24 protein-coding genes are annotated in these 25,513 nt (G+C 72.6%); 21 read left to right on the top strand and 3 right to left on the bottom strand.

Translation table 11 applies throughout. The features are described 5' to 3' along the window. The first annotated feature begins 10 nt into the window (after positions 1-10). The gene (locus tag ACE101_RS15490) at positions 11-658 is read left to right on the top strand and encodes a TetR/AcrR family transcriptional regulator (protein WP_379131015.1); all 648 of its coding nucleotides are present in this window, start codon (positions 11-13) and stop codon (positions 656-658) included. Further along, on the top strand, positions 655-1,536 hold the full coding sequence (gene panB / locus ACE101_RS15485) for a 3-methyl-2-oxobutanoate hydroxymethyltransferase (protein ID WP_379131012.1): 882 nt from the start codon (positions 655-657) through the stop codon (positions 1,534-1,536). The genes ACE101_RS15490 and panB overlap by 4 nt, the downstream gene beginning before the upstream one ends. A gap of 10 nt (positions 1,537-1,546) precedes the next feature. Here panB and ACE101_RS15480 read toward each other — a convergent pair whose 3' ends face one another. Beyond that, entirely contained in the window at positions 1,547-2,404 is an 858-nt protein-coding gene (locus ACE101_RS15480) for a DUF3108 domain-containing protein (RefSeq protein WP_379131009.1), read from the bottom strand. A 274-nt stretch (positions 2,405-2,678) separates the two neighbouring features. Here ACE101_RS15480 and rpmB point away from each other — a divergent pair, with 274 nt between their 5' ends. Both rpmB and ACE101_RS15470 read left to right on the top strand, forming a co-directional pair. Then, positions 2,679-2,969, top strand: a complete 291-nt coding sequence (rpmB, locus tag ACE101_RS15475) for a 50S ribosomal protein L28 (RefSeq protein ID WP_379131006.1) — start codon at positions 2,679-2,681, stop codon at positions 2,967-2,969. Between the two features lie 218 nt (positions 2,970-3,187). Then, positions 3,188-4,351 (top strand): FIST signal transduction protein, encoded by a 1,164-nt coding sequence (locus ACE101_RS15470; RefSeq protein ID WP_379131003.1) that lies wholly within the window; start codon positions 3,188-3,190, stop codon positions 4,349-4,351. Between the two features lie 18 nt (positions 4,352-4,369). Here the strand turns inward: ACE101_RS15470 and bluB are convergent, their stop codons facing one another. Beyond that, positions 4,370-5,011 carry a 5,6-dimethylbenzimidazole synthase gene (gene bluB, locus ACE101_RS15465; RefSeq protein WP_379131000.1) on the bottom strand — a complete coding sequence of 214 codons (642 nt, stop codon included), beginning with the start codon at positions 5,009-5,011 and terminating at the stop codon, positions 4,370-4,372. Beyond that, positions 5,008-9,849, bottom strand: a complete 4,842-nt coding sequence (locus ACE101_RS15460; protein ID WP_379130998.1) for an NAD-glutamate dehydrogenase — start codon at positions 9,847-9,849, stop codon at positions 5,008-5,010. Before ACE101_RS15460 ends, bluB begins: the two co-directional genes overlap by 4 nt. 375 nt (positions 9,850-10,224) lie before the next feature. Between ACE101_RS15460 and ACE101_RS15455 the strand changes: the two genes are divergently transcribed. From ACE101_RS15455 to fliK, 17 genes are all read left to right on the top strand, one after another. After that, complete coding sequence (locus tag ACE101_RS15455; RefSeq protein ID WP_379138712.1) at positions 10,225-10,791, top strand: peroxidase-related enzyme; 567 nt, start codon at positions 10,225-10,227, stop codon at positions 10,789-10,791. Between the two features lie 541 nt (positions 10,792-11,332). Beyond that, positions 11,333-11,710, top strand: a complete 378-nt coding sequence (locus ACE101_RS15450; RefSeq protein WP_379130995.1) for a DUF2794 domain-containing protein — start codon at positions 11,333-11,335, stop codon at positions 11,708-11,710. An 85-nt stretch (positions 11,711-11,795) separates the two neighbouring features. Further along, positions 11,796-12,173, top strand: a complete 378-nt coding sequence (gene flgB / locus ACE101_RS15445) for a flagellar basal body rod protein FlgB (RefSeq protein WP_379130993.1) — start codon at positions 11,796-11,798, stop codon at positions 12,171-12,173. Between the two features lie 2 nt (positions 12,174-12,175). Next, positions 12,176-12,589 (top strand): flagellar basal body rod protein FlgC, encoded by a 414-nt coding sequence (gene flgC, locus ACE101_RS15440; RefSeq protein WP_379138709.1) that lies wholly within the window; start codon positions 12,176-12,178, stop codon positions 12,587-12,589. 10 nt (positions 12,590-12,599) lie between these two features. Next, entirely contained in the window at positions 12,600-12,941 is a 342-nt protein-coding gene (gene fliE, locus ACE101_RS15435; RefSeq protein WP_379130990.1) for a flagellar hook-basal body complex protein FliE, read from the top strand. A gap of 14 nt (positions 12,942-12,955) precedes the next feature. After that, positions 12,956-13,744 (top strand): flagellar basal-body rod protein FlgG, encoded by a 789-nt coding sequence (gene flgG / locus ACE101_RS15430; protein ID WP_379130987.1) that lies wholly within the window; start codon positions 12,956-12,958, stop codon positions 13,742-13,744. A 285-nt stretch (positions 13,745-14,029) separates the two neighbouring features. Next, on the top strand, positions 14,030-14,521 hold the full coding sequence (gene flgA, locus ACE101_RS15425; protein ID WP_379130985.1) for a flagellar basal body P-ring formation chaperone FlgA: 492 nt from the start codon (positions 14,030-14,032) through the stop codon (positions 14,519-14,521). Next, positions 14,521-15,639, top strand: a complete 1,119-nt coding sequence (gene flgI / locus ACE101_RS15420) for a flagellar basal body P-ring protein FlgI (protein WP_379130983.1) — start codon at positions 14,521-14,523, stop codon at positions 15,637-15,639. The genes flgA and flgI overlap by 1 nt, the downstream gene beginning before the upstream one ends. Then, the gene (locus tag ACE101_RS15415; protein WP_379130982.1) at positions 15,639-16,163 is read left to right on the top strand and encodes a MotE family protein; all 525 of its coding nucleotides are present in this window, start codon (positions 15,639-15,641) and stop codon (positions 16,161-16,163) included. Before flgI ends, ACE101_RS15415 begins: the two co-directional genes overlap by 1 nt. Next, positions 16,163-16,861: a flagellar basal body L-ring protein FlgH gene (gene flgH / locus ACE101_RS15410; RefSeq protein ID WP_379130980.1), complete on the top strand. Its 699-nt coding sequence runs from the start codon at positions 16,163-16,165 to the stop codon at positions 16,859-16,861. Before ACE101_RS15415 ends, flgH begins: the two co-directional genes overlap by 1 nt. Positions 16,862-16,994: 133 nt before the next feature. After that, on the top strand, positions 16,995-17,489 hold the full coding sequence (locus ACE101_RS15405) for a flagellar basal body-associated FliL family protein (RefSeq protein WP_379130978.1): 495 nt from the start codon (positions 16,995-16,997) through the stop codon (positions 17,487-17,489). An 18-nt stretch (positions 17,490-17,507) separates the two neighbouring features. After that, positions 17,508-18,281, top strand: a complete 774-nt coding sequence (gene fliP, locus ACE101_RS15400; protein WP_379130976.1) for a flagellar type III secretion system pore protein FliP — start codon at positions 17,508-17,510, stop codon at positions 18,279-18,281. A gap of 172 nt (positions 18,282-18,453) precedes the next feature. After that, a complete protein-coding gene (fliF, locus tag ACE101_RS15395; RefSeq protein ID WP_379130974.1) occupies positions 18,454-20,148 on the top strand; it encodes a flagellar basal-body MS-ring/collar protein FliF in 1,695 nt (564 codons plus the stop codon). Beyond that, positions 20,148-20,843 (top strand): hypothetical protein, encoded by a 696-nt coding sequence (locus ACE101_RS15390; RefSeq protein WP_379130971.1) that lies wholly within the window; start codon positions 20,148-20,150, stop codon positions 20,841-20,843. The genes fliF and ACE101_RS15390 overlap by 1 nt, the downstream gene beginning before the upstream one ends. 1 nt (position 20,844) lies before the next feature. Beyond that, positions 20,845-22,164 carry a MotB family protein gene (locus tag ACE101_RS15385; protein ID WP_379130968.1) on the top strand — a complete coding sequence of 440 codons (1,320 nt, stop codon included), beginning with the start codon at positions 20,845-20,847 and terminating at the stop codon, positions 22,162-22,164. 20 nt (positions 22,165-22,184) lie between these two features. After that, positions 22,185-23,489 carry a MotC family chemotaxis protein gene (locus tag ACE101_RS15380; RefSeq protein ID WP_379130965.1) on the top strand — a complete coding sequence of 435 codons (1,305 nt, stop codon included), beginning with the start codon at positions 22,185-22,187 and terminating at the stop codon, positions 23,487-23,489. After that, positions 23,486-25,510, top strand: coding sequence for a flagellar hook-length control protein FliK (fliK, locus tag ACE101_RS15375; protein ID WP_379130962.1), 2,025 nt, complete (start codon positions 23,486-23,488; stop codon positions 25,508-25,510). The genes ACE101_RS15380 and fliK overlap by 4 nt, the downstream gene beginning before the upstream one ends. The last annotated feature ends 3 nt before the right edge of the window (positions 25,511-25,513 follow it).

The following is a 25,513-nucleotide window of genomic DNA, read 5'->3' as shown; positions in this document are numbered from 1 at the left end:
GGAGGTGCGGATGAGCACGGAGGAGCGCCGCGAGCAGTTGCGGGTCGCGCTGATCGACGCCGCGGAGGCGACGATCGCGGCCGGGGGCCTCGAAGCCCTCAAGGCGCGGGACCTTGCTCGCACGGTCGGCTGCGCGCTCGGCGCGATCTACACGGTGTTCCCCGATCTCGACGCGCTCATCCTCAGCGTGAACCTGCGGACGCTGCACCTGTTCGAGGCCACGATCACGGCGGTGCGCACCGCGACGGGCGAGGGCGGCGTGGCCGTGCCGCCGGACCGCTTTGCCGCGACCGAGGATCTGGTGCGGCTCGCCGCGACCTACCTGCGCTTCGCCATCGAGCATCCGGCCCGCTGGCGCGCCCTGTTCCAGCACCGGATGGAGACGGCCCCGCCCGCATGGTTCGTGCGCGAGCGCGTGCGCCTGTTCCGCCACATCGAGGCGCCGCTCGCCGTGCTGCGGCCGGACCTCGGCGAGGAGCCGCGCGCGCTCCTCGCCCGCAGCCTGTTCTCGGCGACGCACGGCATGGTCAGCCTCGGCCTCGACGAGAAGCTGATGACGCTGAGCGAGCCCGTGCTGCGCGGGCAGATCGAGACCGTGGTGACGGCGATCGGCCTCGGCCTGACGCCGCCCGCCGCCAAACCGGAGGTTACGCCATGAGCCACCATCCCGACGCGACCCCGGCGCCCTCCGCCGCGCCGCCCGTCACCATCCCGACGTTGCAGGCGTGGCGCGCGGAGGGGCGCCGCATCGTGATGGTGACGGCCTACGATGCCGCGATGACGCGGCTCGTCGACCCGGTGGTGGACGTGATCCTGGTGGGCGACAGCGTCGGCAACGTCTGCCTGGGCTTCGACAACACCCTGCCGGTCAGCCTCGCGATGATGAACCACCACGTGGAGGCGGTGGCGCGGGCGCGCCCGCGGGCCCTCCTGGTGGCCGATATGCCGTTCCTCACCTTCCACCTCGACCTCGCGGACACGATCCGCAACGCGGGCGGCTTCCTGCAGCGGGGCGCGGCGGCGGTGAAGCTGGAGGGCGGCGTGGCGCGGGTGCCCGTGGTGCAGGCGTTGGTCTCCTGCGAGATCCCGGTGATGGGCCATCTCGGCCTCACGCCCCAGAGCGTGAACGCCATGGGCGGGTTCAAGGTGCAGGGCCGCGCGGTGGCGCAGGCGCGCCGGATCATCGACGACGCCCGGCGGCTGGAGGATGCGGGCTGCTTCTCCCTGGTGCTCGAAGGCATCCCGTCCGAACTCGCCGCGCGGATCACCGAATCGCTGACGATCCCGACCATCGGCATCGGGGCGGGGCCGGATTGCTCGGGGCAGGTGCTGGTGCTGCACGACCTGCTCGGCCTGCTGCCCGGCCGCAAGGCGAAGTTCGTGCGCACCTACGTGGACGGCTACGGCCTGCTCCAGGCCGGGCTGGAGGCCTATGCGGAGGATGTGCGGGCCGGCCGCTTCCCGGGACCGGCGGAATCCTACGCCCTGCCGGAGGCGGCGCGGGCGGCGCTCGACGCGCCCGACGGCGGCGATTGAGCGGGCGAGATCACTGCGCCACGGCCGCCGCCTGCGTCGGGGGGGCGCCCGCGCCGGTCTGCGTCCAGCGGGTCGCCTCGATGATGTTGGTGCCGAGCTGGGTGCGCACCGAGATGCGCAGGGGCAGGAGCACGCGCGCGCCCTCCACGGGGGCGAGCCACACCGACATGTCGGTGTTGTCCTCCATGAACTTCACGCCCGGCTTGTCCGGGCGGTGGCCGGCGATCGGCTTGTAGCGCGCGTTGCACACGAGGACCGGCCCGGCATAGCCCGGCTTCTCCACCCGCCGGGTCTCGCCGTAGCTCAGGATCACGTCGAACCGGCTCGCGCCGTCGAAGACCGGGATCACCCGGTTGCAGTTCTCCGGGTCGATGAGGTCGCCCCGGCCCTGCGCGGGCATCAGCAGCGCGCTCACCGGATCGACCACCGCGCGCTTGGCGGAGGCCTCCACGGGCACCCGCTCGGGATCGACCAGCAGGGGCGGAGTGATCTCCGCGGCCACCACGTTGCCGCGCGTCAGCGCCATGCGCACCGTGATCGAGGTGCTGGAGGAATGCGAGGCCACCGCGAAGCTGCCGGGGACCGGCCGGCCCGCCACCTGCCCGGCCGACCGGCCCGCGCCGTAGCCGCCGGTGATCGCCCCGACGAGACCGGTGAGCTTCGCCGTGACATCCATCTTGTAGCGCGTGCCCTCGATGGCCCCGGTCATCTGCGCGGTGCCGATGGGCACGCCCGCCAGCATGATGCCGTAATCCACGCTCACCGCCGTGGCGGCGGCCCGCGCCCGCGCCGCGGCGGCCGGATCCACCGGCCCGAGCCCGAGAAGGCCCGGAGCGAGGAGGGCCGTGAGGAGGGGCTTCGCACGCATGGGGACAGACCGTTCTGAGGGGACATGGGCCCGAGGGCCGTCATCCGCGGGAATCGCGCGGCATCGTGACGAGTTTAAGGTTAACGGTTCGTCTCGCATCCGGGGAGAGGCCTGTCCGGCGCGCCCTCACGCTTGACGGACGCACCCTCTCTCCCCTATAGGCCCGAGCCTTCCTGGCTTTCGCGCGGTCCGGTCGCCGCCGCGGTCGCTTCTCCAGCGCCCGGCGTGAGCGTCAAGCGGCCCGTGGCCTATCGGATTGTGAAGGATTGAGACTATGTCGCGTCGCTGCGAGCTTACCGGCAAGGCCGTGCTCACCGGCCACCTGGTGAGCCACTCGAACCGCAAGACGAAGCGCCGGTTCCTGCCGAACCTGTGCAACGTCACGCTCCTCTCGGACACGCTCGGCCGCTCCGTGCGCCTGCGCATCTCCGCGAACGCGCTGCGCTCGGTGGAGCACCGCGGCGGTCTCGATGCGTTCCTGGTCAAGGCCGGCGAGCAGGACCTGTCCCAGAACGCCCGCCTGCTGAAGCGCGAGATCGAGAAGAAGCTCGCCGAGGCCGCCTGAGGGCGGCATTGCGCATCGTCGGGTTGAAGCCGCCGTCCCATCTCCGGACCGGCGGCTTTCCGCGTTGGACGCGGCGCCGCTCGTCTGCGCCTGTGACGCCGTGTCGACCGCACACCTCTTGCCGCGCCGGTCGATCTGACGCAGCGTAGGGCAAACGGAACGGGTTCCCCGAACGGGCCCGGGCGGCCGTCCACGGCCGATGGTGAGGGAGGCGTCCTGTGGTGAACGGAGGGCGGGGGCGCGCGCATCTCTGCGGCGTCCAGACGGCATGGTCGCAGAAGCCGCGGGCCGAGGATGCGGTCGCGGAGATCGCAGCGGCGATCGACGGCGCGCGGGTCGCGCAGCTTCTCGTATTCTTCTCGCCCTCCTACGGCGCCGCCGCGGTGAGCGCCGCCCTGGCGCATCGCTTCCCCGGCGTGGGCGTGGCGGGCTGCACCTCCTCGGGCGAGATCAGCCCGGCGGGCGGCCTCGACCGGGGCCTCGTCGTGGTGGCCTTCCCGCGCGAGGGATTCCGGGTCGTCTCCGCCGTGCTGACCGGCATCGAGCGCCTCGACGTCGAGGCGGCCGTGGCCTCGGTGCGGGATCTGCGCATGCGGCTCGACCGGGGCGGGGAGGGCTGCGCCCAGCGCTTCGCGATCTCGCTCATCGACGGCCTCACCCTGGCGGAGGAGCGCGTCACCTCGGCGGTCGCCTTCGGCCTCGACGCGATCCCGCTCGTCGGCGGCTCGGCGGGCGACGCGCTCACCGATGCCAACACCGCCCTGATCCATGACGGGCAGGTGCATCACGGGGCGGCGATCCTGCTCATCGTCGGCACCGACCACCCGATCGAGGTGTTCAAGACCGACAACCTGGAGCCGCGCGCGGTCAAGTTCGTGGTGACCCAGACCGATGCGGGCAACCGCACCGTGCGGGAACTCAATGCGGAGCCGGCGGCGGCGGAATACGCGCGAGCGCTCGGCCTCCAGCCCGAGATGCTCACCCCCACGGTCTTCGCGGCGAACCCCCTCGCGGTGCGCGTGGGCGGCGACTATTTCTGCCGCTCGATCCACAGGCTCAACCCGGACGGCTCCCTGAGCTTCCTCTGTGCCATCGACGAGGGCGTGGTGCTGACGCTCGCCGGGCGCAAGGATCTGGTGGCGACCACGCATGACGAGCTCGCCCGCCTCGATTCGGCGCTCGGCGGCCTCGACCTCGTGATCGGCTTCGATTGCGTGCTGCGCCGGCTCGATGCGGAGCTGCATCAGGTCCGCCACCGGTTGTCCGATCTCTACCGGCGCTACAACGTCATCGGGTTCGAGACGCGCGGCGAGCAGTACCGCGCCATCCATCTGAACCAGACCTTCACCGGAATCGCGATCGGCGCCGCGCCGCGGGCCTGACGAAGGCTCCCGGCGCCTTCAGCGCTCGACCAGCAGGCTCCGGGGGGAGAGCCGCTGCTGCCAGCCGTGGCGAACCAGCTCCGGATCCGCGTGCTCCTCCTGCGGGTAGCCCACGCACAGATAGGCGACGAGACGCCACTCCGCCGGCACGGCGAGGAGCGCGGTGAGCGGGTCGGGATCGAGGATCGAGACCCAGCCGACGCCGATGCCGTGGGCGCGCGCCGCGAGCCAGAAGGTGTGGATCGCCAGCACCACCGAGTAGCGCAGCATCTCCGGCATGGTCGCGCGGCCGAGCCCGTGTCCGACCTCCGTCCCCTCGTCGCAGAACACCGCGAGATGCACCGGCGCCTCGCGCAGGCCTTCGAGCTTCAGGCGCCGGTAGGCGGCGGCGCGCTCGTCGGGGTAGCGCGCGGCGGCGGCCTCGTTGCAGCGGGCGAAATTCGCCAGGATAGCGGCGCGGCGGTCCGGCTCCGCCACCCGCACGAAGCGCCAGGGCTGGCTGTTGCCGACCGAGGGGCTGAGGCAGGCGAGGGACAGGCACTCCGTCAGCACCGCCTCGGGCACCGGCTCGCCGCGGAAGCGGCGCACGTCGCGCCGCCACGCGATGAGATCGGCGAGATGCTCGCGAAAGGTCTCGTCGAAATCCGGCGCGCCCGTCACGAGCGGGTCAGATCCGCGAGCAGGCTCGCGGCGACCGAGACCTTGGACACCGTCAGCCCGGAGGCGGCGATCGCCGCCACGGCGGTGCGGATGCGGCCGAGGGAGGCGCCGCGGGCCGCGCTCCAGTGCTCCACCGCCGCCTGGCCCTGCTCGCCGGTGGCGGCGGCCTCCGCCGTGAGGGCCCGGTGGGCCGCGGCGATGCCGGCCACCGCCCGCTCCAGGGCGATGCGGTCGAAGGTGTCGGCGACGGGCACGCCGCGGGCCGCCCGGGTGAGGGGGCCGAGGCGGAACAGGTCCTCGAGGGCGAAGTGGGTCGCCGCGATGGAGGCGGGCGCCCGCCCGGTCGCCTCGGCCACCCGCACGATGTCCGGGGCCGCGCCGAGTTCGGGCAGGGCCGCGAGCCGGCCCGCCAGCTCCTCCGGCACGCCCTGGTCGATCAGCGTGCGGGTGCGCTTGGCGAGCGCCTCGCGGGCGGCGGCCGGCAGCACCTCGGCGAGAGCCCCCGCCACTGCCGCGACGCCGTCGCGGTAGCGCGTCACCACGGCGTCGATGCCGCCCTCGGTGGCCGCCAGATCGGTGTTGCGGATGAACCAGACCATCCGCTGGCGCAGCAGGTCCTGCAATTCGGCGTAGAGGGCGAGCTGCTGATCGCCCGCGATCACGCCGTCGAGGCCGTCCACCGCCTTGTTGAGGTCGATGAGGCCGAACACGTCCCGCGTCACCGCGTAGGCGGCCGCCACGGTGGGCGCCTCCGCCCCGGTCTCGTCCGAGAGCCGGCTGACGAGGGTCGGCCCGCCCCGGTTGATGATCGCGTTGGCGAGCCCCGTCGCGATGATCTCTCGGCGCAGCCGGTGGCTCGCCACCGCGTCCGGGTAGCGGGCCAGCAGCACCGGTGGGAAGTAGCGCTCCAGCTCCCGGGCGAGGTAGGGATCGTCCGGCACCGGGCTGTCGAGGAGCGCGTCCTTCAGCGACAGCTTGGCGTAGGCGAGGAGCACGGCGAGTTCGGGCCGCGTCAGCCCTTCGTTGCCCTGCGTGCGCTCGGCGAGCGCCGCGTCCGAGGGCAGGTACTCGACGGAGCGGTCGAGGCGGTTCTCGGCCTCGAGCGCCTGCATCAGCCGCACCGCGAAGCCGTTCTCCCCCGCGCCCTGGCGCTGGGCCAGGGACAGGGCCAGCGTCTGGAGCTGGTTGTTGCGCAGGACGAGGTCGGCGACCTGGCCGGTCATGCCGGCGAGGAGGGCGTTGCGCGCCTCCGGCCCCAGGCGCCCGTCGCGCTCCGGCGTGGTCAGCGCGATCTTGATGTTCACCTCGACGTCCGAGGTGTTCACCCCCGCCGAGTTGTCGATGGCATCGGTGTTGAGACGTACGCCGCGCCGGGCCGCCTCGATGCGACCGCGCTGAGTGAGGCCGAGATTGGCGCCCTCGCCCACCACCCGGGCGCGCAGGTCGGCCCCGGTGATGCGGATCGCGTCGTTGGCGCGGTCGCCGGCCTCGTCGTCGCTCTCGCCCGAGGCGCGCACGTAGGTGCCGATGCCGCCGAACCACAGGAGGTCGGCCGGAGCCTTCAGGATCGCCTGCATCACCTCGGCGGGCGTCGCCTCCGCGCGGTCGAAGCCGAGGCGCGCGCGGATCTGCGGCGACAGCGGCACGGTCTTGGCCGAGCGCGGGAAGATCCCGCCCCCCGCCGAGATCTTGGCGCGGTCGTAATCGGCCCAGGAGGAGCGCGGCAGCTCGAACAGGCGGCGGCGCTCGGCGTAGGACGTCGCCGGGTCCGGATCCGGGTCGAGGAAGATGTCGCGGTGGTCGAAGGCGGCCACGAGCTTGAGGCAGCGCGACAGCAGCATGCCGTTGCCGAACACGTCGCCCGACATGTCGCCGACGCCCACCACCGTCACCGGCTCGCTCTGGATGTCGATGTCGATCTCGCGGAAGTGGCGCTTCACCGCCTCCCAGGCGCCGCGGGCGGTGATGCCCATGGCCTTGTGGTCGTAGCCCTGGCTGCCGCCCGACGCGAAGGCGTCGCCGAGCCAGTGCTTCGTCTCGATCGAGATGGCGTTGGCGATGTCCGAGAAGGTGGCGGTGCCCTTGTCGGCCGCCACCACGAGATAGGCGTCGTCGCCGTCGTGGCGCACCGTGTCGGCCGGGGCCATGATGGCGCCGCCCACGATGTTGTCGGTGATCGAGAGCAGGGTGCGGATGAAGATCCGGTAGCTCTCGGTGCCCTCCGCGAGCCAGGCCTGCCGGTCGGAGGCCGCGGGCAGGCGCTTGGGGAAGAAGCCGCCCTTGGCGCCCACCGGCACGATCACCGCGTTCTTGACCTGCTGGGCCTTCACGAGGCCGAGGATCTCGGTGCGGAAATCCTCCGGCCGGTCCGACCAGCGCAGGCCCCCGCGGGCGATGTAGCCGAAGCGCAGGTGCACGCCCTCGACCCGCGGCGAATAGACGAAGATCTCGAAGAGCGGCCGCGGCAGGGGCATGCCGTCGACCTTGGCGCAGCGGAACTTGAAGGCGATGGTGTCCGGCGGCAGGCCGTGATGCGCGACCTGGAAGAAGTTGGTGCGCTGGGCCGCCTCCACGAGGTTCACGAAGCGGCGCAGGATGCGGTCGTCGTCGAGGCTGGTGACCGCCGCGAGGCCCGTCTCGATCTCGGCGCGGATCGCCTCCTGGCGCGCCGCCCGGTCCGCCCCGGCCCGGGGATCGAAGCGGGCGTAGAACAGGTCCACGATCGTCCGGGCGAGGTCGGCATGGCGGCTCAGCACCGCCGCGAGGTAGTCCTGCCCGTAGCGGATGCGCAGCTGGCGCAGGTAGCGGCCGAGCGACCGCATCAGGGCGACGTCGCGCCAGCCGAGCCCGGCTTCGAGCACGAGACGGTTGTAGGCGTCGGATTCCGCGAGGTCGCGGGCGATGGCGAGCAGGGCCGCCTCGACCGGGCGCTCCACCGCCGGAAGATCGATCGCCCCCCCGCCGGCCCGCTCCAGCAGCATGTCGTGCAGCCAGATGCCTTCCGCCTCCGGGGCGCCCGCGCGGCCGATCAGGAAGGTGCGCTCGTCGATGACCCGGAAGCCGAGATTCTCCAGCACCGGCACCCGCTCGGAGAGGGGGAGCGCGCTGCCGCGCGAGAACACCTTGAGGCCGATGCGGGTCTCCGGATCGCCGGGCCGGCGGTGCAGGTCGACGGCCCGCGAGCGCTCGGCGGAGATCCGCTCCAGGATCGCGATGTCGGAGAGGGCCTCCGTGCTCGCATAGGCCTCCCGGTAGCCCGCCGGGAACGCCTCCGCGTAATAGGCGCCGAGCGCCCGCGCGCGGGTCCCGTCCATGGTGCCGGCCAGCGCGTCGCGCAGCCCGTCCGCCCAGGTCCGGCTCAGCCCCGTCACCTCGGCCTCGAGCTGCTGCGGGTCGATCTCGGGCGGGGTCTCCTCGCGCCGCCCGATGATGATGTGCAGGCGCGCGAGCGGCCCCTCCGGGTAATCCGGGTAGACCGCCGAGATGTGGCCGCCGAGCCGCGCGGCGAGGTGCGCGCTGATCCGCTTCTGGAGGGCGGCGTCGGTGCGGTCCTTGGGCACGTAGACGAGGAGCGACACGAAGCGCCCGAACTTGTCCGGCCGGGCCAGCACCCGCACCCGGGGCCGCTCGGCGAGCGACACGATGGCGAGGGCGAAGCGGCGCAGGAGATCGGTGTCGATCTGGAAGAGATCGTCGCGCGGATAGGTCTCCAGCACGTGGAGGAGCGAGCGGCCCGCGTGGCTCGTCGGGTCGAGGCCGGCCTCGGCCACCACCCGCGCCACCTTCCGGCGCAGATACGGCACCTCCTCGGCGCGGCTCGTATAGGCGGTGCTGGCGAACAGCCCGACGATGCGCAGTTCGCCCGCCACCCGGCCGTCCGCCCCGAACAGCTTGACGCCGATCAGGTCCAGATGGGCGCGCCGGTGTACCCGCGAGATCAGGCTCGCCTTGGTGATGATGAGCGCCTCGGGCCGCTCCAGGAAGGCGCGGATCTCCGGCGTCATCGCCACCATGCCGCGCCCGCGGCGCAGCACCTCGAGGGAGGCGTCGCGCAGGAGGCCGAGCCCGCTCTCCGGCACGGCGCGATACTCGGCCTCTCCCGCGAGCCGGTACTCGCGCATGCCGAGGAAGGTGAACTGGTCGTCCCGGATCCAGTCGAGGAAGGCGTAGGCCTCGGCGATCTCCCCCTCGGGCAGGGGCGGGCCCGACGCGTAGGTGGCGGCCGCGTCGTCGAGGCGCGCCTGCATGGCGGCGTGGTCGTCGGTGGCGACCGCCACGTCCGCGTAGACCTGGGTCAGGCTGGTGACGAGGCTCCGGCGCTCGGCCTCGTCGTCGATCCGGTCGAGATGGATGTGGATGAAGCTCTCGCGGCTCAGCGTCGCCGCACCGTTGGCGGTGGTCTCCCCCGCGACCCGCAGGAGGGCGCCGTCGGGCGCGCGCTCGACCGCGAGGATCGGGTGGGCGACGAGCCGCGGCTCGTAGCCCCGCGCCACGAGTTCCGCGAGCGTCGAGTCGAGCAGGAAGGGCCGGTTGGGGTTGACGGCTTCGAGCACGGTGACGTCGCGGCGGCCCCCGTCGCGCTCCACCACCACGTCGTTGAGCCGGATGTCCGATCCGGCGCCGTCGAGCCGCGCCGCGGCGAGGTGCTGGCGGGCGGCCGCCGCGAGATCCGCGAGGGTCTCGGCGGCGTAGGGGTTGAGATCCTCCGGCGGCACCCGGCCGAACAGGTCGCGGACGAATCCTCCGGTCTCCTGGCGGCGCTCCGCCACCGCGACGGCGGCGGCGATGAGGTCGGTGCGGCTTGCCTTGGCTTCGGGCGTCGCGGTCGACAGGTCCACGGCTCGTTCCTCCGCGGGGCTCGGCGCGCGACGGGTGGCACAGACCTTGGCGGCCCGCAACCCGTCTCGCCCCTTCCGGTCCCTCGCCCTATAGCTTCGGACCTGCCCACAGGGAGAGGGAATATGGCCGACGCCAAGTCCAGGGAAGCCAAATCCGCGAGCGCCAAGCCGAAGGGCGCCAGATCGGGGGCCGCCAAGGCCACCGGAGCCAAGATCACGGAAGCCAAGGCCACCGGAGCCAAGGCCACGCCAGCCGAGTCCGCGGCGGCCGGACCCGCGGCGGCCGACGCTGCGGCCGCAAGATCCGGGGGCAAGCGGGGCGGCAAGCCGGATGTCGGCGAGTCGCCGCGGCCGCAGGAGGTCGACGGGGTCGTGATGGCCCTCGACCTCGATCCCGCGGCGGAGCTGCCGCCGCATCTCGTGGCTTACTTCGACAAGTGCCGGGAGAAGATCGGCTACGTGCCCAACGTGCTGCTCGCCTACGCGCACGATGCCGCCAAGCTCGACGCCTTCGCGACCTTCTACAACGACCTGATGCTGGCGCCCTCCGGCCTGTCGAAGCTGGAGCGCGAGATGATCGCCGTGGCGGTGTCGAGCCTCAACCGGTGCTACTACTGCCTCACCGCGCATGGCGCGGCGGTCCGCACCCTCTCGGGCGATCCGGTGCTCGGCGAGATGTTGGCCATGAACTACCGGGCCGCCGACCTCTCGCCGCGCCACCGGGCGATGCTCGACTTCGCGGTGGCGCTCACCGAGGCGCCCTGGACGGTGGAGGAGGAGGACCGCGAGGTCCTGCGCGATGCCGGGTTCACCGACCGGGACATCTGGGACATCGCCGCGGTGGCAAGCTTCTTCAACATGTCGAACCGCATGGCCTCGGCCGTCGACATGCGCCCGAACCGCTCCTACCACGCCGACGGGCGAGCCCTCCCCGAGGCCTGATCCACCCGCCCCGTCAAAAAAAGACCGCGCTCCGGGGAGGCGGTCTGAAGGTAGGGTCTCGAAACCTCTGGGGGAGGCCGGCTCCGCCGCCGAACCCCGGGGGCCGCGGGGGCCCGGGACGGGGATCATCGACGGGCCCGGCCGAGAGGTCCGTTAACCGATGGCACCGCATCGCGGCCGGGGGAGGGCGCGATGCGGGCGGAAAGATGGCCATCCCGTGGCGGCACGGCCGTGGGGGCCGGAGGCCGACGCCGTGTGCGAAGCCGGCAATCGTCGCTCCGGGGCAAGCGCTTCGGAGCGCTCGCCTGGTTTTAGGCCTGGCCTCGGACGCCTGCGGTCGCCTCCGCGACGTCTGAGCCGCCGCGACGTCTGCGTCGCCGCGGCCTTGGCTTTCGCTCGCCCTCCGGTCGTCCAGGCCCGCTCCGCGGGACGCTGTTCGCGCCCGGTTGACGGCGCCGCTTTGCGGGCTCTTGCGGGGCCGGGGGGCGCATCCCATCATGCACCGGACGCGGGCGCTGCCCGCCCTGAGCCAGGAGGAGCGATGAGCGAGGGAGAGACGGCCGACAGTCGGATTCCGGGCGCGGAGACCCGGGTCATTCCCTTCCCCCGATCCGCGACCCCGCCGCCGGTCTCGTTTCATCGCACGGAATTGCGCGAGATCCTGAACCTCTACGGCCGCATGGTCGCGGCCGGCGAGTGGCGCGACTACACGATGGACTTCACCCGCGAGAAGGCGGTGTTCTCGATCCACCGGCGCACCTCGGAGCGGCCGCTCTACCGGATCGAGAAGGATCCGCGCCTCGCCCGCCGCCAGGGCGCCTACGCGGTGGTGGCGGAGACCGGGCGGATCCTCAAGCGCGGGCATGATCTCGCGCAGGTGCTGCGGGTGCTGGAGAAGCCTCTGCGCGTCGTATCGTGACCTCGCGGCGGCAAGCTTGCCGCCAGCCTCGGACAAGGTAGCGCCCCTAGACCTCGGATCACTGGATCGTTCCGAGGACCTGACGGTGAGCGGCGTCTATCTCTTCGACCTCGCCTCGCGGCAAGCCAAACACCTCTCCGTGAGGCAGGCCACGGTCGCGGGCAATATCGCGAACGCGGACACGCCCGGATACCGGGCGCGCGACGTCGCGCCCTTCTCCGACGTGCTCGCCCGGACCGGGATCGAGATGTCGACGACCCGGCGGGGCCACATGCAGGCGGCCACCGGCGCGCCCACCGTCAAGGTGAAGCCGGCCGACAGCTGGGACGCCATCGCCGAGGGCCACACGGTCAGCCTCGAGCAGGAGATGCTGAAGTCGAACGACATCGCGCGCGACTTCAACCTCAACACGGCCGTGACGAAGGCCTTCCACCGCATGCTGATGGCGAGCGTGAAGGTCTGATGATCGACCCCCTGCAGATCTCGACCCGGCTCGCCAGCGCCGGCATGGAGGCGCAGTCCCTGCGCCTGCGCGTGGTGGCCGAGAACATCGCCAACGCCCAGTCGACCGCCGCCGAGCCGGGCGCCGACCCCTACCAGCGCAAGACCATCACCTTCCGCACCGAACTCGACCGCGCCGCAGGCGCGGCGGGCGTGAAGGTGCGCGAGATCGGGACGGACAAGTCCGCCTTCCGCGTCGAGCACGACCCGGGCAACCCCGCCGCCGACGCGAACGGCGACGTGAAGTTCCCGAACGTCAACGTGCTCATCGAGATGGCCGACATGCGCGAGGCCAACCGCTCCTACGAGGCCAACCTGCAGATGATCAAGCAGGCCCGCGCCCTCGTGGCGAGCGTCATCGACCTTCTGAAGACCTGAGGCTGCCGCCATGATCGAGGCCGTCGCATCCCTGAATGCGCTGATCGACCGGGCCGGCCCGGTCTCCGCCACCTCCGCCAGCTCGGGCATCCTCGGCAGCGCCCTCGGCACGGGCGCCGCCGCGGCCCCGGCGGGTCCCGCCTTCGGCGATGTCATGGCGCAGCTCGCCTCCGGCATGCGCGACAACCTGAAGGCCGGCGAGGCCGCGGCGATCTCCGGGCTCCAGGGCAGGGCCTCCACCCAGCAGGTGGTCGAGGCGGTGATGTCCGCCGAGCAGAGCCTGCAGACCGCCATCGCCATCCGCGACAAGGTCGTGGCCGCCTATCTCGAAATCAGCCGCATGGCGATCTGAAGGACGTTGCCGACATGAGAGCGCTCGCGATCGCCGCCACGGGCATGAATGCCCAGCAGCTCAACCTCGAAGTCATCGCCAACAACGTCGCCAACCTGAACACGACCGGGTTCAAGGGAGCGCGGGCGGAGTTCACCGACCTGCTCTACCAAGCCGAGCGCCAGCAGGGCGTGCCGAACCAGACCGGCCAGGAGGCGGTGCCGGAGGGCGCGCTCCTCGGCCTCGGCGTGCGCGCCGCGGCGATCCGCAACCTGCACCGGCAGGGGCCGCTCGCCCAGACCTCGAACAACCTCGACCTCGCCATCAACGGGCGCGGCTACTTCCAGATCACCAACCCGAACGGCGAGACGAACTACACCCGCGCCGGCTCCTTCAACAAGGGCAGCAACGGGCAGCTCGTCACCCTCGAAGGCTACACCGTCGAGCCGGCGATCCTGTTCCCGGCCAACACGGTCGACGTCGTGATCAACCAGTCGGGGCAGGTCTACGCCAAAGTCGACGGGCAGGCGAACCCGCAGCTCCTCGGCCAGCTCACCATCGCGAACTTCGCCAACGAATCCGGCCTCGAACCCCTCGGCAACGGCCTCTATCGGGAGACGGCGGCCTCGGGCGCGCCCGTCACCGGGGTCGCGGGCGATACCGGCTTCGGCAAGATCCAGCAGGGCTATCTCGAGAGTTCGAACGTCGATCCGGTCAAGGAGATCACGAACCTCATCACCGCCCAGCGCGCCTTCGAGATGAACTCGAAGGTCATCCAGGCCGCCGACGAGATGGCCGGCACGGTGTCGAAGGGCATCCGCTAAGCAGAATGGCATGGAGCAATCCTGCTTAGGTTCTTGGTTTCGCATCGTTGTCTCCGCCGAACCGGTGACCGCTTCGGCCGGCGGAACGATGCGGAGCGCGACGAGGCCGCCCGTGCGGCGGCGACCGTCTCCCGTTCCGTTCACCGCTCCGACGGCCGGAGGAATCCGCCTCGCCGGGGACGCCTCAAGCCGGACGCGGCGGCGCGGTCTTCCCCGGGCGGGGAGGGACGGCGCGCGTCGTCCGCTCCGTCCGGTCCTCGCTGTCAGGGTGTGATCATGACGATCATGACGAGACTCATCCGGCGCGCCCTCGCGCTCGCCGCGGCGGCCGGGCTGGCCTGCCTCGCCGGGGCCGCCTCGGCCGAGCCGGCCCGCCTCGCCGACGACATCGTGCTGCCGGTGCCCGTCGTGACGGTCTATCCGGGCGACGTCATCAAGGAGACGATGCTGCGCCAGCAGGCGTTCCCGCCAACCTTCCGCGCGCGCCTCGCGGTGATCGACGCGCCGCTCGCCATCGTCGGACGGGTGGCCCGGCGCACCCTGCTGCCGGGCGAGCCGGTGCCGGTCAACGCCGTCGACGACCCGCGGCTGGTGAGCCGGGGCACCCCGGCGCAGATGATCTTCGAGGAGAACGGCCTCGTCATCACCACCCTGGGCACGCCGTTGCAGAACGGCGGCCTCGGCGAGGTGATCCGGATCCGCAACTCCGATACGGGGCGCATCGTGAGCGGCACCGTCCAGGGCGACGGCCGCATCCGGATCGGCGAGGCGCGCTGATGGTCCGGCTCCTCGCCTTCCTCGCCGCCCTGCTCGCCGCCGCCCTCCCTGCCGCCCCTCCTGCGCTCGCCGCCGGGAGCACGCGCATCAAGGACATCGCCACGCTCCAGGGCGTGCGCGACAACCAGCTCGTGGGCTACGGCCTCGTCACCGGCCTCCAGGGCACCGGCGACACCCTGCGCAACGCGCAGTTCACCGAGCAATCCCTGCAATCGATGCTCGACCGCATGGGCGTGAACGTGCGCGACTCGCGCCTGCGCACCCGCAACGTCGCCGCCGTGATGGTGACCGCGGACCTGCCGCCCTACTCGACGGTGGGCTCGCGCATCGACGTCACGGTGACCTCGCTCGGCGACGCCACCTCCCTCAAGGGCGGCACCCTGCTGATGACGCCCCTCTCGGGCGGCGACGGGCAGGTCTATGCCGCGGCGCAGGGGCCGATGGCGGTCTCGGGCTTCGTGGTCGCGGGCCAGGCCGAGTCGATCACGCAGGGCGTGCCGACCGCGGGCCGCATCCCGAACGGGGCCCTGATCGAGCGCCAGGTGCCCGGCTCCTTCCAGCAGCTGCCGCAGCTCGTCCTCGAACTGAAGAATCCCGACTTCAAGACCTCGATCCTCATCGGCGACGCGATCAACGCCTACGCGCTGCAACGCTTCGGGCGCCGGGTCGCCCTGGCGCGCGACCAGCGCTCGGTGGAGTTGCAGAAGCCGCCGTCCATCGCCCAGACCCGCTTCGTCGCCGAGATCGGCGACCTGACCATCGAGCCGGACACCCCCGCCCGGGTGGTGGTCGACCAGCGCACCGGCACGGTGGTGATCGGGCGCAACGTCCAGATCTCCACGGTCGCGGTCACGCAGGGCAACCTCACCCTGCGCGTGACCGAGACGCCGGAGGTCTCGCAGCCCGAGCCCTTCTCCCGCGGGCAGACGGCGGTGGTGCCGCGCACCGAGGTCGCGGCCCAGGAGCAGCAGCGCCACGTGGCGATCCTGCGCGGCTCCGACCTCCAGACCCTGGTCAAGGGCCTCAACCAGATCGGCCTGAAGCCGAGCGACATCATCTCGATCCTGCAGGCCGTGAAGACGGCCGGCGCCCTCCAGGCGGAGCTCGTCGTGCAATGATGAGGCGCCGCCTCCGCCTCGCCCTCGGCCTCGGCCTTCTCGGTCTCGCTTGCGGCCGGGGCGAGGCCCAGGAGACCGCCAATCCGGCTGCCGCGGCCCCCGCGGCGGCGCCAGCCACCGCGAAGGCTCCCGGCGGCTATTGCGCGGGCATCGCCGATGCGGCGGCGGATGCGCGCTTCGCGTGGCAGAAGGAGACGCTCATCGCCCTCGACAAGCAGGTCGAGGAGCGCATCCAGCGGCTCGAGGCCAAGCGCGCCGAGTACGAGGAGTGGCTGCGGCGGCGCAACGAGTTCCTGGCCAAGGCCGACGAGGCGGTGGTCGCGATCTACACCAAGATGAAGCCCGACGCCGCGGCGCTCCAGCTCGCCAACATGCCCGACGAGGCCGCCGCCGCGCTCCTCTCCAAGCTCAGCGTGCGCGCGGCGAGCACGATCCTGAGCGAGATGGAGGCCTCCCGCGGCGCCCAGCTCGCCCGGAAGATGACGGACGCCACCAAGAAACCCAAGCCCGACGAGAAATCCTGATGAAGCGCCTGCTCACCTGCGCGGCCGTGGCAGGCCTCGGCGCCTGCGCCCAGCCCCTCGACCCGATCGGACGCCCGCCGCTCCTGACGCCGATCGGCACGGGCCTCGCCGTGCCGCGCGAGCCGATGCCCGCGAGCTTCGCGGCCGTGCCCCGGCGGAGCTACAACTCGACCTGGGCGCCCGGGGCCTCCGACCTGTTCCAGGACCCGCGCGCGCGCAACGTCGGCGACGTCATCACGGTCAGCATCTCGATCAACGACAAGGCGCAGTTCGACAACGCCACCGACCGCTCGCGCAGCCAGAAGTCCAGCCTCGGCTTCGACTTCAGCTACGGCGTCTCGGCCGCCAAGGATTCGGCGACCGCCGATGCGGGCATCCGCTCGGGCACTGAGACCAAGGGCAACGGCACCATCGACCGCAAGGAGAACCTGAGCCTGTCGGTCGCCGCCGTGGTCACCGACACCCTGCCGAACGGCAACCTGCTGATCAGCGGCTCGCAGGAGGTGCGCGTCAACAGCGAGGTGCGCGTGCTCACCGTGGCGGGCATCGTCCGGCCCCGCGACATCACGCGCAAGAACACCATCGACTACGACAAGATCGCCGAGGCGCGCATCTCCTACGGCGGCCGCGGGCGGATCACGGACGTGCAGGATCCCACCTACGGGCAGCGGGTCTGGGAGACGGTGACGCCGTTCTGATCCGGCCCGAGGACGACCGGTCCGGAAACCGGACCGGCCGGCTCCCGGGCAGACCTGCCTCGCGCAAGCTCCGCAAGCCAAGACACGGCGGACGGCAGCCCGTTCCGGGCTCCCGGAAACCGGAAACCGCGCCATGGCCGCGAGCAAGACCGATCCCAAGGGCGAGCCCAAGAAGGGCAAGGGCTGGATCGCCATCCTGGCCCTGCTGACCCTCGTCGCCGGCGGCACCGGCGGCGCGCTCGGCTACTACTTCCTGTCGACCGTCGAGAAGGCGGTCGATGCCAAGAAGCAGGAGGAGCACGACAAGGCCACCAAGGTCCTCGCCTATACGGGGGACCTCAGCACGCGCAGTGTCGGGCCGCTCGTCTCCAACCTCGCCGATTCGGGCGACACCTGGATCCGCTTCGAAGGCTCCATCATCTACAAGACCGGCGCGATCCAGACCCCGGACATCGCCGTGGCGGAGATCCGCCAGGACATCCTCGCCTATCTGCGCACCGTTTCCCTGGCCCAGGTCGAGGGCGCGAGCGGTCTCCAGCACCTGCGCGAGGACCTCAACGAGCGCGTGCAGCTGCGGACCAAAGGCGCCGTACGCGAACTCGTCGTCGAGACGCTGATCGTCCAGTAGCGCCGCGGAACCCCTTCGATGAGACGCTTCCTTCCCGCCGCCGCCGGGCTTCTCGGCCTCGCCCTGCCGCTCCTCGTCGCCGGGGCGGCCCTGGCGCAGCAATCCGGTGCCACCGGCGTGCCGGCCCTCGACGCCCTGCTGCCGCCGGGCAACGGCGCCGCGAGCGGCCGCATCATCCAGCTCGTCGCCCTGCTGACCGTGCTGTCGGTGGCGCCGGGCCTCCTCGTGATGGTGACGAGCTTCACCCGCTTCGTGGTGGCGCTGTCCTTCCTGCGCTCGGGGCTCGGCCTCCAGACCACGCCGGCCAACCTGTTCCTGGTCAGCCTGTCGCTGTTCATGACCTTCTACGTCATGGCCCCGACCTTCGACCGGGCGTGGCAGGAGGGCGTGCGGCCCCTGACCGAGAACCGCATCAGCGAGGAGGAGGCCTTCGGCAAGGTCGCCGACCCGTTCCGCGAGTTCATGCAATCCCACGTGCGCGAGAAGGACCTCCAGACCTTCGCGGATCTCGCCAGCCGCAACTTCCCCAAGGCCGAGGCCGGCGAGAAGGTGGACCTGCGCATCCTGATCCCGGCCTTCATGATCTCCGAGCTGCGCCGCGGCTTCGAGATCGGCTTCCTGATCGCGCTGCCCTTCCTCGTCATCGACATGATCGTCGCCACGGTGGTGATGTCGATGGGCATGATGATGCTGCCGCCGACCGTGATCTCGCTGCCGTTCAAGGTGCTGTTCTTCGTGCTGATCGACGGCTGGAACCTGCTCGTGAGCGGGTTGGTGCGATCGTATTTCTGAGCGCGGCGACGGCTGCGCTGCGTCAGGAGCCCTTCCGCCCGGAGCCGGGCCGGAAGGGCTTCGCCGTTTCATGCCCCGGCTTCTTGCCGGCCTCGCCCGCGCAACCTCCGCGCAAGGCTGGCCCGCAAGATGACCTTCGATCAGGCCCCCCATCCTTGAGAGCGGTTCATTGATGTCCGGTCGCGAGCACGCCGAGAGGCTGTGGAACAACATCATCGAACTCGGCGCCCGCCGCCTCGCCGCGCTCGGGGTGATCGGGCTGACGGTGTTCCTGGCGGTCGGGCTGGGCGCTTACTACCTCAGCCGTCCGGCGCAGGAGATGCTCTATACGGGGCTCAACCGCGAGGACATCAGCCGCATCGGCTCGGTGCTGAAGGATGCGGGCGTTCCCTTCGACGTGAGTTCGGACGGCACCGCCGTGCTCGTCGCCTACGGCCACACCGCCCAGGCGCGCATGCTGCTCGCCGAGAAGGGCCTGCCGCAGAGTTCGAAATCCGGTTACGAGCTGTTCAACGATCTCGGTTCGCTGGGGCTCACCTCCTTCATGCAGGAGGTGACGCGGGTGCGGGCGCTCGAAGGCGAGATCGCCCGCACCATCCAGACCATGAAGGGCGTGCGCGCCGCCCGGGTGCACATCGTGCTGCCCGACCGCGGTTCCTTCCGGCGCGAGCAGCAGCCGCCCTCCGCCTCGGTGGTGGTGCGCACCGAGCCCGCCGACGACACCAGCGGCGCCCAGGCGATCCGCCACCTCGTCGCCTCGGCCATTCCGGGCATGAAGCCCGAGCGCGTCACCGTGATCGGCACCGACGGGACGCTGCTCCTGTCGGGCGACGACGTCGCCAACGCGCCCACCGGCAAGATGGCGAGCCTGGAAAAGGTCGTGAACCGCGAGATCCAGGACAACATCCGCCGCACCCTGACGCCCTATCTCGGGGTCGGGAACTTCGAGGTGAGCGTCGCGGCACGGCTCAACACCGACAAGACGAGCACCAACGAGACCATCTTCAACCCGGACCAGCGGGTCGAGCGCTCGGTGAAGGCGACGCGCGAGAACGAGAACTCTCAGAACCGCAGCTCGCAGCGGCCGACCTCGGCCCAGCAGAACCTGCCCGACCAGCGCACCCGTTCGGACGGCAACGACACGGCGAGCAGCGAGTCGCAGAAGCGCGAGGACCTGACCAACTACGAGATCTCCTCGAAGACGATCCAGACGGTGAGCGACGGCTACGGGATCAAGCAGATCTCGGTGGCGGTGCTCGTGAACAAGGCGCGGCTCACGGCCCTCGCCGGGCCGAACGCCCCGAACGGGGTCGAGACGCAGGTCGCCGAGATCGAGCAGCTCGTCGCCTCGGCGGCCGGCTTCAGCAAGGACCGGGGCGACCACGTCAAGGTCGCGGCGGTGGGCTTCGTCAACGACGGGCAGCCGCTGGAGCCGGTGCCGCCGCTCAGCCTGACCGAGGTGCTGATGCGCCAGTCGGCGACGCTCATCAACGCCGCGACGATCCTGGTGGTCGCCTCCCTGCTGATCTGGTTCGGCCTGCGGCCGGCCCTGCGGGCGATCCTCGACGTCCCCGCGATCGAGCAGGAGCAGACGGCGGAGGCCGCGGCGGAGGTCGCGCTGCTGGCCGAAGCGGAGGCGGCCGCGGCGGCGGGCCTCATCAGTCCGGAGACCGCGGCGGCGATCGCGGCCGGCGGCGCCCCGGGCGCGCCGCAGCTCGGCGCCCCCGTCATGGCGAGCCTCATCGACGATCTCACCAACAAGTTGCATTCGTCGCCGCAGAAGAAGCTGGAGCAGATGATCGAGTTCGACGAGGAGCAGGCGGCCAACATCCTCAAGCGCTGGCTCATGCGTGAGGAGGCGGCCTGATGTCGGCGGTCTTCGCCCGCTACCTGCCGGACTTCTCCGCCGAGGCCGCCGCGGCCTCGTCCGAGCCCGAGCCCGAGCCCCTGGCGGTGCTGCTGCGGGCCGCCCGCCGCGCGGCCGAGCCGGACATGCCCGTCCGGGCCGCCGCGGCGGCGGCCCCGGAACCCGCGGAGGACCGGGACGCCCTCCTGCGCGAGGCCGAGGAGCGCGGCCGGCGCCTGGGGCGCGCCCAGGCCGCCGCCGAGACCGCGCAGGCCCTCGAAGCGGCCCTGGCGGAGGCCCAGGCCATCGCCGACGAGCAGATGCGGGAATCCCGCCGCGACTGGGCGGAGCGGGAGGCCGGGGTGCTCGCCGAGGGCGTGGCCGCGGCGCTGCGCGACCTCGAAGCCCGGCTCACCGACCGGGTCGCCCATCTGCTCGGCCCGGTCATCGGCGAGGCGTTGCGCGCCCAGGCGGTGGCATCGCTGCGCGAGGCGATCGCGCGGCTGCTCGCGGACGGGGCCAATCCGGCGATCCGCGTGAGCGGGCCGTCCGACCTGCTGACGGCGCTCGCCGCCTCCCTCGGCCCACTCGCGGACGGCATCGCCTTCACCCCCGCCGGGACGGCCGACGTGACCGTCAGCGCGCAGGACACCGTGATCGAGACCCAGCTCTCGGCCTGGAGCCGCCTGCTGTCGGACGCCCTCGGGAGCCCGTGACATGGCCGACCACCACGAGATCATCATCATCCACCGCCATGGCGACCACGACGACGGCCATCACGGCGGCGCCTGGAAGATCGCGCTCGCGGACTTCATGACCGCCATGATGGCGCTCTTCCTGGTGATGTGGCTGATGAGCTCCACCAGCAAGGAGACCAAGGCCGCCATCGCGGATTACTTCAACCCGATCCGGCTGTCCGAGACCTCCCCCGAGAAGAAGGGCCTGCGGGATCCCACGGGCGAGGCCAGCCAGAGCGGCGAGGAGGGCAAGCCCGAGGCGAGGAGCGGCGAGAGCAAGGGCAAGAGCGAGGAGAAGGTCAAGGAGGCCGCGGCCTCCGGGGGCGCCGCGGGCAAGACCCGCGAATCGGCCCTGTTCCAGGATCCCTACGCGGTCCTCGCCAAGCTCGCCGCCGAGGCCGACCAGCAGAGCGAGACGGCGATGGCCGACGCGATGCCGGGGGAATCCGGCCGCCCCGGCCTCGCCGGCGGCGAGGCGGCCCGCGATCCCTTCGATCCGCTCTACTGGCAGGTGCCCGCCCTGCCGCAGGCCCGCACCGAGGTGCCGGGCCCGGTGAACACGGTGGCGAAGCCCCCGCGGGACACCCGGATCGACGCGAAGGCGACGGTGCGGGAGGCCCGGGCCGGCTCCGACCTGCTGCCCAAGGAGATCGCCGACCTGATCAAGCCGCCGGAGACGAAGGCCGCCAAGGCCTCGGAGACGAAGCCGGAGGCCAAGCCCACGGAGGCCAAGCCCACGGAGACCAAGCCCGTCGAGGCGAAGCTTCAGGACAAGATGCCGGAGGGCAAGGCGGCCGAGGTCAAGGCGCCGGATGCCAAATCGGCGGAGGCGGACGCCGCGGCGGCCGAGCTGAAGGCCGAGATCGCCAAGGCCGTCCAGCCCCTCGGCACCGCCTCGCCGGCCCCGAAGATCGAGGTGCGGCGCACGGGCGAGGGCGTGCTCATCAGCGTCACCGACGAGCTGAACTTCAGCATGTTCGGCGTCGGCTCCGCGGAGCCGCAGGCCAAGGTCGTCAAGGCGCTGGAGCGCATCGCCAAGATCGTGAGCAGCCGGCCGGGGCGCCTCGTCCTGCGCGGCCACACGGACGGACGGCCCTTCAAGTCCGACACCTACGACAACTGGCGCCTGTCGAGCGCCCGCGCGCAGATGGCCGCCTACATGCTGATCCGCGGCGGCGTGCAGGAGAGCCGGATCGAGCGCGTCGAGGGCTATGCCGACCGCCAGCCGCGCAATGCCGCCGATCCGCTGGCCGCCGAGAACCGGCGCATCGAGATCCTGCTGCGGGAGCGCTCCGAGTGAGGCGGGCGGTTGCATCGCGGATGCGGGCGCGGCGCCTCGCGCGCGCCGCAGCCCTCTGCGCCCTCGCCCTGTCCCTGGCCGGGCCGGCCCTCGCCGCCGATCACGGCGGGGGAGACCATGGCGGCCAGGGGGGCGCAGGCGGCCATGGCGGTGGCGGCGAGCAGGGTGGCGGCGGCGGACACGGGGGGGCGCCCGCGGCCAAGATCGAGCCGCTGCCGGTGGAGCCGCGCGGCCTGCCGGTGCAGCTCCAGCGCACGCTGCAGCTCCTTCAGGACCGGATCGCGCGCGGCGACACGCAGGCGCACCTCGCCCAGCGTCCGCTGATCGCGCATATCGAGGGACGGCTGATCGGCCTCGAACCGGAGACCTGGGCTCAGACGGCCAACCTGCGCGCCGCCGTGGCCTTCGCGCTCGCGGGCGGCGGCCCGGGGGTGCTGCGCCGGGTGATCGAGGCCGGGACCATGCCGGATGCGGAGGCATCCCTGCTCCAGGGCTCGCTCGCCTATCTGGAGGGGCGCGAGAAGGAGGCCCGCCGGCTTCTCATGAAGATCGACGCGCAGGGCCTGCCGCTGAGCCTCGGCGGCCAGCTCGCGCTGGTGCAGGCGGCGCTGGTGGTGCGCGACGACCCCGCCCAGTCGCTGAAGTTCCTCGACGTCGCGCGGCTCCTCGCCCCGGGGACGCTGGTCGAGGAGGGCGCGCTGCGCCGCGAGGTCTTCATCCTCGCCCAGAGCGGCGACGTGACCCGCTTCGAGGCGCTGTCGGTCCAGTATCTGCGCCGCTACCGGCGCTCGGTCTATGCGGGGAACTTCCGGCAGCGCTTCGCCGCCGCCCTGACCCGGCTCGATTACGGCGACGACCAGCGCCGGATCGCGCGCCTCGGCACGATGCTGGCGGAGATCGAGCCGGACGGACGGCGCGAACTCTACCTGATGGTGGCGCGCGCGGCGATCGAGCAGGGCAAGACGGCCACCGCGATCTTCGCGGCGAGCCAAGCCGCCCCGCTGACGGCGCCCGGCACGGTCGAGGCCGCGCAGGCGCGCCTCTACCGGGCCGCCGCCGCCATCGTCGCGCCGGAGAGCTACGACGGCGCCCTGGCGGTGCTGCGCGGCCTCGACCGCGCGGCCCTGCCGGCCGCCGACGCGACGCTCCTCGACGCGGCGCTCACCACCGCGGTGATCATCCGGAGCGAGCCGCCGCCCGCCCCGGCGGCCCAGCCGGAGCAGACGGCGGATGCCAAGCGGCCGATGCCGCCGACTCCGGCCATCGCCCGGGCCCAGCAGGTGATCGGACAGATCGACGAACTGATGCAGCGGACGCTCCGATGAATTCCCTCGACAGCATCCTCACCGCCATCCGGCGCGTCGTCGACGCGGCGCCGGGCCGGGCGCCGTCCGAGCCCGAGGGCGACGCCGCGGCCGGGCCGGGCGCCTTCGGCGCCGTCCTCAACGCCCTCGACGAGCGGCGGGACCTTCCGGCGCGCCCCGCCCCCGCGGCGGAGGACACGGCCGAACCCGGCGCGATCGGCGACGAGATGCTGCCGGTCGCCCCGGAGGCTCCGGCCGCACGGGCGGGCGGCCTGTCGGAGACGGCGGTGCTGCGCTTCGCCGCCGCGCTCACGGCGGCGCGCACCCAGCCCGACGCGCCGGCTCCCGCCACCCCGGACGACGACGCGGCGGCCATCCTCCCCGCCTCCGGTGCCGGCACCGCCCCGGCGGTGCTGCAGCAGCTGATCGCCGCCCCCGGGCCGGCCTCGGAGCCGGCCGCCCCGGCCCTGCCGTCCGATCCGAGGCCGTCCCCCCTGTCCGGCTTCGGACCGGCGGAGCTGCCCGCGACCCCGGCCTTCCGCGCCGTGGTGGTGGCGCAGGAGACGCATTTCGATCCCGTGCGGCCGCCGGTGCTGCCCGGCCCGGATGGCGCCGCCGTTCCCGTCCAGCCGGCATCCGCAGCGATGGGCGAGGCCCCGGCCGCCACGCCGCCGGCGGCCCGCGTGCCGGTCGCCCCGGCATCCACCCCGGTCCCGGCCAAAGCCTCGCCGCTCGACCGGGTGAGCGCGCCCCTCGGCGCACCGGCCGCCACCGCGGGGCTCGCCGGTCCGGCGCCGGCGCCGGCGTCGCCCACGGCCGCCGGGCGCGTGGCGCCCCAGGCGGTCCCCGGCGGTCCCGTCCCGGACGGGATTCCGATGGATGCCGCTGTCCCGGTTGCCGGGGCCGCGACGATGCCGTCCGTCGCATCCGATGACGCTGCCGCTCCTGCGGGACGTCCGGCCGCAGCCATCCCCGCGGGAGCCGCGCGAGCGGATGCCAAGCCCGGCGAGGCGCCGGGGCTCGGGATGGCGGCGCAGGCGCCGGATCCCCGCGATCCGGATCGCGGCGGTCCCGCCCGCGGAGCCCGGGCCGGGCGCGACACCGATCCGGGCCGTCCGGGCCACCTGCCGCCAGCCGCGGGCGGCCAGCCCCCGGTGAGCGCCCCGGTCGCGGTGCCGGAGGCCGCCGCGACCCAGAGCGCCGCGCTGAACGCGGCCGTGCCGGCCACGCGGACCGCCGCGCGCGCCACCGTTCCGGCGGCGGAGCCGCGCATGGCGCGTCCGGAGCCGTTGCGCGCCGAGCCCGCCCCGGGTCTTGCCGAGCAGGCCCGGCCGGTCGGGCCCGTGGCGCCGGGGCCGCAGCCCGAGGCCGGCCGGGATTCCGCCCAGCCGGACGGCGCGGGACGCGACCGGACGGCCGGTCAGCCGGCCTCCTTCGGCGCGGCGCTCGATGCGGGAGCCGCGCCCACGACGCCGGATCTGCCGCTCGGCGCGCCGGCCCTGCCGACGGCCGGGACGTCCCGGCCCTCCGCCCTGCCGGGGGCGACGCTGCCGCATCTCGCGCAGGCCATCGCCAGCCAGGCGGCCCAACCGGCCTCGGCCCCGGCGCAGGGCCCGCTGCGCATCCTGACGCTTCAGCTCAAGCCGGCCGATCTCGGTTCCGTGCAGGTCGTCATGCGCCTGCGCGGGGAGGAACTCGAGATGAACCTCAAGACCAGCCAGGCGGAAACGGCGGAGCTCCTGCGCAAGGATGCCGGGATGCTGTCGGACCTGCTGCGCAACGCCGGCTACAAGCCGGACATCATCACCATCCAGGCAGGCAATGCCGATGCGGGGCGCTCCGGCGGCTCACCCTTCGGCCAATCGGCGGGCGGCGGGTTCAGCGCGCCGGGCGGCGGACAGGCGCAGGGGGGGGCCACGCCCGATCAGCCGGGCCGCCGCCAATCCGAACCGGGAGCGGACCAGCGCACCGCGTCGCGAGGGGATCGACACGATGACACGGCTTCGACCTCCGGCTCCGGCCGCAGCGGCGTCTATCTCTGAGCG

This window comes from Methylobacterium carpenticola (genome assembly GCF_042748905.1).
Lineage (GTDB): Bacteria > Pseudomonadota > Alphaproteobacteria > Rhizobiales > Beijerinckiaceae > Methylobacterium > Methylobacterium carpenticola.
Note: the sequence above shows the minus strand (reverse complement) of the source record. Positions and strands in the feature narration are given on the sequence as shown.

Coding starts and splice junctions, on each gene's coding strand:
- ACE101_RS15490 (WP_379131015.1), top strand. CDS start 11: ATGAGCACGGAGGAGCGCCGCGAGCAGTTGCGGGTCGCGCTGATCGAC.
- panB (WP_379131012.1), top strand. CDS start 655: ATGAGCCACCATCCCGACGCGACCCCGGCGCCCTCCGCCGCGCCGCCC.
- ACE101_RS15480 (WP_379131009.1), bottom strand. CDS start 2,404: ATGCGTGCGAAGCCCCTCCTCACGGCCCTCCTCGCTCCGGGCCTTCTC.
- rpmB (WP_379131006.1), top strand. CDS start 2,679: ATGTCGCGTCGCTGCGAGCTTACCGGCAAGGCCGTGCTCACCGGCCAC.
- ACE101_RS15455 (WP_379138712.1), top strand. CDS start 10,225: ATGGCCCTCGACCTCGATCCCGCGGCGGAGCTGCCGCCGCATCTCGTG.
- ACE101_RS15450 (WP_379130995.1), top strand. CDS start 11,333: ATGAGCGAGGGAGAGACGGCCGACAGTCGGATTCCGGGCGCGGAGACC.
- fliE (WP_379130990.1), top strand. CDS start 12,600: ATGATCGAGGCCGTCGCATCCCTGAATGCGCTGATCGACCGGGCCGGC.
- flgG (WP_379130987.1), top strand. CDS start 12,956: ATGAGAGCGCTCGCGATCGCCGCCACGGGCATGAATGCCCAGCAGCTC.
- flgA (WP_379130985.1), top strand. CDS start 14,030: ATGACGAGACTCATCCGGCGCGCCCTCGCGCTCGCCGCGGCGGCCGGG.
- flgI (WP_379130983.1), top strand. CDS start 14,521: ATGGTCCGGCTCCTCGCCTTCCTCGCCGCCCTGCTCGCCGCCGCCCTC.
- ACE101_RS15415 (WP_379130982.1), top strand. CDS start 15,639: ATGAGGCGCCGCCTCCGCCTCGCCCTCGGCCTCGGCCTTCTCGGTCTC.
- flgH (WP_379130980.1), top strand. CDS start 16,163: ATGAAGCGCCTGCTCACCTGCGCGGCCGTGGCAGGCCTCGGCGCCTGC.
- ACE101_RS15405 (WP_379130978.1), top strand. CDS start 16,995: ATGGCCGCGAGCAAGACCGATCCCAAGGGCGAGCCCAAGAAGGGCAAG.
- fliP (WP_379130976.1), top strand. CDS start 17,508: ATGAGACGCTTCCTTCCCGCCGCCGCCGGGCTTCTCGGCCTCGCCCTG.
- fliF (WP_379130974.1), top strand. CDS start 18,454: ATGTCCGGTCGCGAGCACGCCGAGAGGCTGTGGAACAACATCATCGAA.
- ACE101_RS15390 (WP_379130971.1), top strand. CDS start 20,148: ATGTCGGCGGTCTTCGCCCGCTACCTGCCGGACTTCTCCGCCGAGGCC.
- ACE101_RS15385 (WP_379130968.1), top strand. CDS start 20,845: ATGGCCGACCACCACGAGATCATCATCATCCACCGCCATGGCGACCAC.
- ACE101_RS15380 (WP_379130965.1), top strand. CDS start 22,185: ATGCGGGCGCGGCGCCTCGCGCGCGCCGCAGCCCTCTGCGCCCTCGCC.
- fliK (WP_379130962.1), top strand. CDS start 23,486: ATGAATTCCCTCGACAGCATCCTCACCGCCATCCGGCGCGTCGTCGAC.